The 8,002-nt window shown below is 23.5% G+C and carries 6 protein-coding genes and 1 pseudogene; 5 read left to right on the top strand and 2 right to left on the bottom strand.

Annotated features, from left to right (window positions below; genetic code table 11):
- Window positions 1-139: 139 nt before the first annotated feature.
- A complete protein-coding gene (locus QZ146_RS07860) occupies window positions 140-1,840 on the bottom strand; it encodes a cytidylyltransferase domain-containing protein (RefSeq protein WP_295723297.1) in 1,701 nt (566 codons plus the stop codon).
- Window positions 1,841-2,410: 570 nt separating this feature from the next.
- Here QZ146_RS07860 and QZ146_RS07855 point away from each other — a divergent pair.
- The 4 genes from QZ146_RS07855 (at window position 2,411) to QZ146_RS07840 (ending at window position 6,045) form a co-directional block, all read left to right on the top strand.
- The gene (locus QZ146_RS07855; RefSeq protein WP_295723295.1) at window positions 2,411-2,650 is read left to right on the top strand and encodes a hypothetical protein; all 240 of its coding nucleotides are present in this window, start codon (window positions 2,411-2,413) and stop codon (window positions 2,648-2,650) included.
- Between the two features lie 271 nt (window positions 2,651-2,921).
- On the top strand, window positions 2,922-3,101 hold the full coding sequence (locus QZ146_RS07850) for a hypothetical protein (RefSeq protein ID WP_295723294.1): 180 nt from the start codon (window positions 2,922-2,924) through the stop codon (window positions 3,099-3,101).
- Window positions 3,102-3,715: 614 nt separating this feature from the next.
- Window positions 3,716-4,243: a hypothetical protein gene (locus QZ146_RS07845; protein ID WP_295723293.1), complete on the top strand. Its 528-nt coding sequence runs from the start codon at window positions 3,716-3,718 to the stop codon at window positions 4,241-4,243.
- 812 nt (window positions 4,244-5,055) lie between these two features.
- Window positions 5,056-6,045: an acyltransferase family protein gene (locus QZ146_RS07840; RefSeq protein ID WP_295723292.1), complete on the top strand. Its 990-nt coding sequence runs from the start codon at window positions 5,056-5,058 to the stop codon at window positions 6,043-6,045.
- Window positions 6,046-6,414: 369 nt separating this feature from the next.
- Here QZ146_RS07840 and QZ146_RS07835 read toward each other — a convergent pair whose 3' ends face one another.
- Window positions 6,415-6,804 carry a hypothetical protein gene (locus QZ146_RS07835; protein ID WP_295723290.1) on the bottom strand — a complete coding sequence of 130 codons (390 nt, stop codon included), beginning with the start codon at window positions 6,802-6,804 and terminating at the stop codon, window positions 6,415-6,417.
- Between the two features lie 478 nt (window positions 6,805-7,282).
- Between QZ146_RS07835 and QZ146_RS07830 the strand changes: the two are divergent.
- Window positions 7,283-8,002: pseudogene (locus QZ146_RS07830) on the top strand (transposase); the annotation flags it as partial.

The following is an 8,002-nucleotide window of genomic DNA, read 5'->3' as shown; positions in this document are numbered from 1 at the left end:
AATTAAAAATTTAATAAACTTAAAAGTAAATTAAAACTTAAAATTTAATTAAAAATTAATTAAAATTAAAAATTTAATAAACTTAAAATTTAATTAAAACTTAAGATAAGAAAATTTAAAAACTATGTTAAAATTATGTCTAGAAATGGAAATTACCCTTTTTTCCTGTTTCAAGTTCTTTTTCCCTCATAAACGCTTTATAATTTATTCTTAAAACATTCATTATATTTTCATAACCATGTTTTAAATCAACCAATTTCATAGACTCAGATAATTTAAGTCTAAGAGAATAATCTTCAATAATTTCTAGAAATACATTTGTTATATCTTCTTTTTGAAGATTTTCACCAAGACCCATATTGATAAAACCATTTTCCCTAACACCAAATGAATGGGTCATTTCTCTTTCATTTTGACATATGCAAACACAAGGAACAGCTAGTGATGCAACCTCATACATGGTCCTTCCTGCTGAGGTAAATATTAAATCAGCAGCCGCCATATAATCACTTATATTTTTAACATTTTCAAATATTCTAACATTAATATTATTTTCATATTTATTTTTAATTCCGTTTTTATCTTTATATCCAATACCCAAAATAACGGTTATACTTTTATCAAAACCAGATTCGATTATTGCATCCAAGGTTTTTTCAGTTAAATTATTAGGGTCTGTTCCTCCAAATGTCAAAAGTACCTCATTAACCTCTTCTTGAACATATTTAAAAGAGTGATAATAAAATTCTCCTCTAAGCATATAATAATCAGGTCCAGAGTAAACATTTGGAATATTAGATTCATTTTCATATAATGCATCAAAGACCAAATTAGCATATTGGACTCCAGGACCAATATCCTCAAAGTTAATAATAAAGTATCCTAGATCTTTTAACTGTCCCATATAATCTACATCAGTATCTAAAATATCATTTACAACAATATCAGGATTAAAGTCCAATATTTTTTCAATGAGATCATTATCTCCATTATGAGTTATAATAGAATAATTTTCCTTACTTACAAGTTCAATTCCAATAGGTTTATTATCATCAAGTAAAAATACAACTTCATGATTAGTTAATTTAGATGCAAAGGAAAGACATCTGAATATATGGCCCGTTCCAATAATATTAGTTGAATCAGTTTTTATAATGATTCGTTTTTTATTTAAAAGTTTTTCGGCAACCCACCAATCTTCATAATTATCAATGTCAACACTTTCTTCACGGGAAACCTCAATTACACCAACATTATCACCAATACGTGAATCTTCCTTAATGAATTTTCTTTTTGTACCTAAAATAGCACCAGTCTCTTTGAAAACTTTTGGTAAATATTGTCTGTTTAATCTTTCTTCATATAATGGATAAAATGAACCATTTTCTTCATCTAATCCCCATCTTAATGCTCTTGAATCCACAACACTTATTATAGTATCTAAATCTTCTGAAACTATTTTTTCAATAGCTTGATCTAAAGTTGAAGATTTAAGTAAAGGAGATGTAGGTTGAATAGTAAAAACCAAATCAAATTCATCCATTAATTTTTTCTCTTCACGAGTAACTGCATCATATATTACAGGATCAAGAGGTACATCATCACCTGCAAGTTCAGAACTTCTAAAAGAAACTGAAACCCCATATTTTTGAGCAATGAATTGTATTTTAGAATCATCTGTTGAAACCAAAATCTTATCTACATATTGAGATTTTTTTACACTATTAATAACATGTGCTACAAGGGGTTTATCTCCTAAAAATCTAATATTCTTTTTAGGAATTGCTTTAGAGCCTCCTCTAGCAGGAATAATTACAATAACTTGTTTATTATCATACATGAGAAAAACCTTTTAAAATAAAATTAATTAATTAAATAAATAAAAATTTAATAATTATATAAATAATTTATATATTGTTTATATATATTAAACTTTTATAAAAGGCCATATATTAGATAATTTATAGTTTCTAAAAAATTTTCTTAATAAAAATCAATAGTAGATATTTGATTTACTAAACTTTGAAATTCTAAAAATTCAAATCATAAGATAAGCTACAATTTATAGTTGGCATTATAAAAAATGGCTAAGAATACAATTAAACCTAACATATTAAAATTTAAAAAAAAGCTAATCCTGCTTTAAGACTAATTATGAGTGTAAAGAAATAATAGAAAAAAGATTTAAATATATTTCTAACAAAACTAATAATATGCAATTAAAAAATCAACGTAACACAAACTTAGAAATATTAGAATTATTTCAATGCTTTTAATCATATCATTTCGTAGTACATGGAATGTATGGAACTAATATTGTTATTACAAATATTAATACATATATTTTAATTTTGATGGTAATGTTTGGTAAACTCGGTTTGTTGTTTTTATTTTAATTTCATCCTATTTTATGATTGAAAGTAAATTTACCCTTAGAAAATTATCAGTACTTGGAGGAGAAGTTTATTTTTATTCATTCCTATTTTTGGCATTAGGCATATTTATTTTAACCCCTTCAAACATAGCTGTTGAAAGTCTTGGTCAAAGTCTTTTTCCTATTAGCCATAGTGGATACTGGTTTGTAACATCTTATATTATACTCATGTTATTTTCTCCATTTATGAACAAGTGTATAAAAGCTTTATCATAAAAAACACTTCTTAAAGTAATATTATTATCAATGGTTTTATGGTCTGTATTTCCAACTATTCTTCCCCCCACTGACCTCATATCCAACCCAAACAGCATTTACAGGTAATAACTTCCAATATACCCCATTAATATGGTTCTTTGTAATATACTTAATAGGTAGTTATATTCGATTATATCTAGATTTAGATAAACTAAAAACTAATAAATTAATAATTGGACTTATAATTTCCATAATTTTAACATATATTGGAACTTTAATTTTCGGATTTATGGATTTAAATAGTAATGCTTATTTATGGTGGAGTTTACCAATAGAGAGTATTATGAAAAACACATTATTTACAGGATTTTTTGCTGAAAAAAAATTCTTTATTCTAATTGCATCATTATGTGTATTTTTAATATTCTTAAAAAGAGAAGAATTTTCAATAAGCACATTAATTACCTAGCAAGAAGTGCATTAGGTGTTTATTTAATTCACGAAAATACTATTCTCAAAGACTTCCTATGGAACCAATTACATTTAACTACTTATTATAACTCCCCATATTTACCTTTAATTGGAATTATACTAACAATTATAATTTATATATATATGTAGTGGAATTGAAGATTAACAATAGAAAAATTATGGATACATATAGTAGATACTAAACTTAATTTTCTCTCAAAATGGATTGATCATATGGTAGATTATTTAATAGAAAAATAACGTAGCGTATTATTATATTACCCTTTTTATTATCATTAGCATTATTATATTGGTATTTTCTTATTATTATCCAATATAATTTCTTATAAAACTTTAAAAGATTCTTTGATTTAAGCAATAAGTTATTAGACCATTATAAAAATAAATTTGAAAAAATTGTTTAAAGTATTAAAAGGTAAAAAAACTATGAAAAAAATTGTTTTCTATAATCTCCAAGAATATTTAAATCAGTATAATAGAAAATAATGAAAAAAAGAAAAAAAATCAGTAGATTTTAAAAATGCCTTAAAATATTTAATATATAATAACTAAAATAATTATTAAATGAATATTAAAAATTATTGTGATTAAATGACTTATATAATTCTAGCTTTTCTTTATATTTTATCTGGTTTTTTCATGAAATATTCAGATGATTTATACGATATTAAAGATAATCTGACTTTCTCAATATTTTTAGATATTTTATGTGCTATTGCATCTGTTGCAGCTACAATTTACAATATTGATGCAGCCTATATTTTCATTTCTATCCTAATAGGAAATCTTCTAGTTTTAAAAGTAGATGGAATTCACCATATAATCAGTTTGGTTGTTTTTACAGCAATATTGTTATTTGCAGGAATTCCTCATTTAGAATTAACTATTATGCTAGTTTGTATTTTAGGAAGTATGGGTGATGAAATAGGTCATGAAAAAATTTCAACATTAACAAAAAACAAGTTTTTAAATTTATTTTTTGAATACAGGTTTATGATGAAAATTGTAATACTCCTGCTTGCTATTTGTGGAGTATTCAATATTTGGACATTTGTTTGTTTTATGTTATTTGAACTGTCTTATATGGCAGCAGATATTGTTTTTGAAAAATTCAACTAAAAAAAGAATTTTAAGACCTATACCCATAGAATAATTAGAAAAATAAAATTTTAAAATAGATTAAGAAATATTTTTTATTACTTTTAGTAATGCTAGAATATTAACAGATTATAGATGAAAGTCCCAGAAGGATATGAATCCTCACCATTATGAAAAATAAGAAACTTATACGAACATATTCTGCAGATTTTACATCGGATAGTACAGTTGGAAAAATATGGTTTTTAAAAATGAAAAAATAAATTTGTCCTTGAATTAATAAAATAAATTTATTTAAAAATTAAATTTTAAGATAATCCATATTTATTTAAAATTTAATAATTATATTTAAATTCCATATCAAATAATGATTATTTGCTAATATTATTCAAAAGTATATGAATATAATAGTAAATAATATATAGTTACGGAATCAATATTAAACTGAACTGAAGTATTAAGATATAAAATAAATAATTCATATATTAAAATTATGCTTATATTTTATTAAAATTTGTTTATATTTTCTAAAATTAAAGCCCTTCAAGTGAAATTATATTAGAAAATAATTATACTTATGATTCTGATACAGATTAATCTTTTCTAATCTTGGAGGAATTGTAATTGAACATGATGTAACAAAATTTATAATTTCATTGTAAGCTTTAAATCAAATAATATTTATAACAAACCCAATAAAAAAGGTAAAAATAATAGTAGTATAATATTTGGAGCAATTTTTATTAATATATCTCATAATTTATTTTATTAATATTAGTTGAATTTAATTTTAATAAATAATTATTTAATATTTTCAAAGGAGAAAGATAATAATGGAAGTTAAAAAGAGATTAGACAAATATGATAATATAAGAGGAATAGGAATACTTATAGTTTTAATAGTACATTTCGATATACTAGGTATTTTTGCTGGTTTTACACATAAATTATTGGTGCTAAGTTGCTTACCATTGCTGTTTTTTGTAGCTGGTTATTTTTCAAAAATAGGACCTGATGAACCTATAAAAAGTTTCAAGCGTTTAATAATACCATATATATTTTTTTATATAGTTGGTACACTTTTTGTATGGCTTGTTTTAGGTAGTAAAGTAGCTGTTCCATGTTTTTTCTTTAAAACTACTATGTGTTTATGGTTCTTGATGGCATTGTTCATAATGAAAATAATGCTACCAATTTTCAACAGATTCAAATACCCAATATTAGCTTCAATAATATGTGCATTAATAATGGGATTTATAAATCTAGATCCTGACTTATTAGGATTGACCCGTTGTTTTGGATATTTCCCTCTGTTTTTAGTAGGATTCTACTATAAAGAAACAAAGAACAATATTACAACTCCATTTACAAAAATAGTTGATTTCTTCAATAAACACTACAAAATTATATCAGTTTTAATTATAATCACTATAATCGCCATATGTTATAAATTCGATTTTAAATTCTTCGCATTTAGAGACCCATATGCTGGAAACCTCTTATATGAAATGATTAAAAGATTAATTGTGATTGTAGTGCAAATTGGAATAGTAATGATAGCTGATAAAGTTATGACAAATAAAAACTGTTTCCTTACCCAATTCGGTAGAAATTCCCTATCAGTATATTTACTTCATGTATATATCTTTTTATGTCTAAAAAAAATAGTACCACATTCACTTAAAAATAACCTACCACTATCAATCATACTAATAATTGGACTTGCTTTCCTATTTACCTACATATTTTCAAGAGATGTTTTTACTAAATCTATAAATAAAATTACAGATGGAATTTATAATATAATTGCAAAGCCAATTTAAATTCCATTTTTTTATTTTTTTTTAGACATGGTGTTTTACCTTTTTTAAATTTTATTTTTAAATATAGTGTTACTCCCTTATTTTTTAAAATTTAATTTTAAATATACTGTTACTGTCTTATTTTTTAGAAAATAATTATTTTTTAAATTCTAATAGAGTTTTGTAAAAATAAGAAATTAAAGAATAAAATTAAACCTATTTAGCTCATCTGTGTATTAAACCTTTTTTAAACTCTTAACAAGGATTAATATTATTTAAAAAAACCTTTAAAATAATTAAGATAAAAAATTAAGAAAAATAAGTAAAAATTGTAATTGGTTACATCCTTTAAAAGCTGAATATCTAATAAAAATAGTTTAAAAAGAAGATTTACCAATTATAATTATAATAAGATCCATCATCAAAGGAATCATCAAAACTATCATCATATGCATCTGATTCATAATCTAAATCATCATCAAAATCATATTCGTCATGTGTTTTGGATACATAATCTTTTTGAGTAATACCTGATATGACATAGGAGATATCTACTCCTTTTGTTTGTAAATATATTACATCATTCCCAGATGCAAAAACAAATGTTTTAACACCATCTTGTTCATTATAAAAACCAGTGCCTCCAGAAATACTTGTTTTATATATGATTGACCATCCCATGTGAAATAAGTATATCCATCCATGATTTTTTTTATTGAATTTAGATGAATATTTATCTATATTAACCTTCACATAATCATTTCCTTTTTTAAAATTCATATAATTTAACTTACTGGAACTGCCAAATCCTTTTCCTGTTAATTTATATGAGGAAGGTACATTAAAGGTATATTCTTTAAAATAATAATTTTGAGTATTTGATCCATATAATCCTGCAGAAATAGCCTCAGAAATAATTATTGTTGATAAAAACTATTAAAATACATTTATTATAATTATTTATTCTAATAATAACATCTCATTACACATTATTTAACTAGTTATTTTTTAAAATATAAATTTTTCGAGTAATGGTTTTCTAAAATAAATATTTAAAAAATAAGAAAATTAAGAAATTTAGAGGTCTGAAATTTTTTGCTTAAAATTCGGGCCAAAAACTCATATTTTTTATATTTATAAGATTCGTTTATGGTAATTTGTAAAAATACAATTTAATCTTAATTAATTTTAATAAAAAGGGCCTTTATATCGTTAAATTTAAATAGTGTGTGTTATATATATTAATTTAGTGATTCCAATGAAACACAGATTAAATTTAGATATTAAAGACCCAAATTATACTTTGTTGAAAGAAATATTTAGCAGAGAAACTTCTGAAATATTAGCTTCATATGATTTTAAAAACATTAACAAACAAGTATTTACATTTAAAATCATATTCATCAGCATGTTCTTTGGATTAGACATTCCATTTATCTTCAAATAGCTAGAATCAAAAGAAAAACTTCCCAAATACTTTAATATCTCTGAATTTTTAAATGTCGATCAAGTTTACAAAAATTTTTCAAAACAAGCCTCAGAACAACTTGTTAAAGCATTAAACCCTATCTTAAATTCAAGAAATTACGTTAGAAGACGAGAAAAAAAGACTTTTATTGTTGATACCACACATGTGGACTTTGATATTAATTTCCATAGGAATAAAAAGACTAAAAACATCTCAAATCATTGAATTTAAAATGGAGTTATTCATCTTCTAAAGGATTTTATATTGGATTTAAAGCAACTGTTATCGTTGATTTTAATAGTATGAATCCTGTTTCTATTTTAATCCATTCTGGAGCTCCAAATGATGGAAAACTTTTGATGAAATCATGGAAAATCTTCAAAAAAGACGTATGATTCAAAAAGGAGACATCTTAATATTTGATAAAGGCTATTACAGCTATAAAAACTATCAATTAGGAATTAGCAAATATAAAATCATTCCTTTTATTTTTCCAAAAGACAATTTTAA

Source organism: uncultured Methanobrevibacter sp. (assembly GCF_905235195.1).
Lineage (GTDB): Archaea > Methanobacteriota > Methanobacteria > Methanobacteriales > Methanobacteriaceae > Methanarmilla.
The sequence above is the reverse complement of the archived record's forward strand: the minus strand, read 5'-3'. Positions and strand labels throughout refer to the sequence as shown.

Excerpts from the sequence above, each read along its gene's own strand:
- QZ146_RS07845 (WP_295723293.1), top strand. The coding sequence starts at position 3,716 with ATGACTTATATAATTCTAGCTTTTCTTTATATTTTATCTGGTTTTTTC.
- QZ146_RS07850 (WP_295723294.1), top strand. The coding sequence starts at position 2,922 with ATGGATTTAAATAGTAATGCTTATTTATGGTGGAGTTTACCAATAGAG.
- QZ146_RS07855 (WP_295723295.1), top strand. The coding sequence starts at position 2,411 with ATGATTGAAAGTAAATTTACCCTTAGAAAATTATCAGTACTTGGAGGA.
- QZ146_RS07835 (WP_295723290.1), bottom strand. The coding sequence starts at position 6,804 with ATGAATTTTAAAAAAGGAAATGATTATGTGAAGGTTAATATAGATAAA.
- QZ146_RS07860 (WP_295723297.1), bottom strand. The coding sequence starts at position 1,840 with ATGTATGATAATAAACAAGTTATTGTAATTATTCCTGCTAGAGGAGGC.
- QZ146_RS07840 (WP_295723292.1), top strand. The coding sequence starts at position 5,056 with ATGGAAGTTAAAAAGAGATTAGACAAATATGATAATATAAGAGGAATA.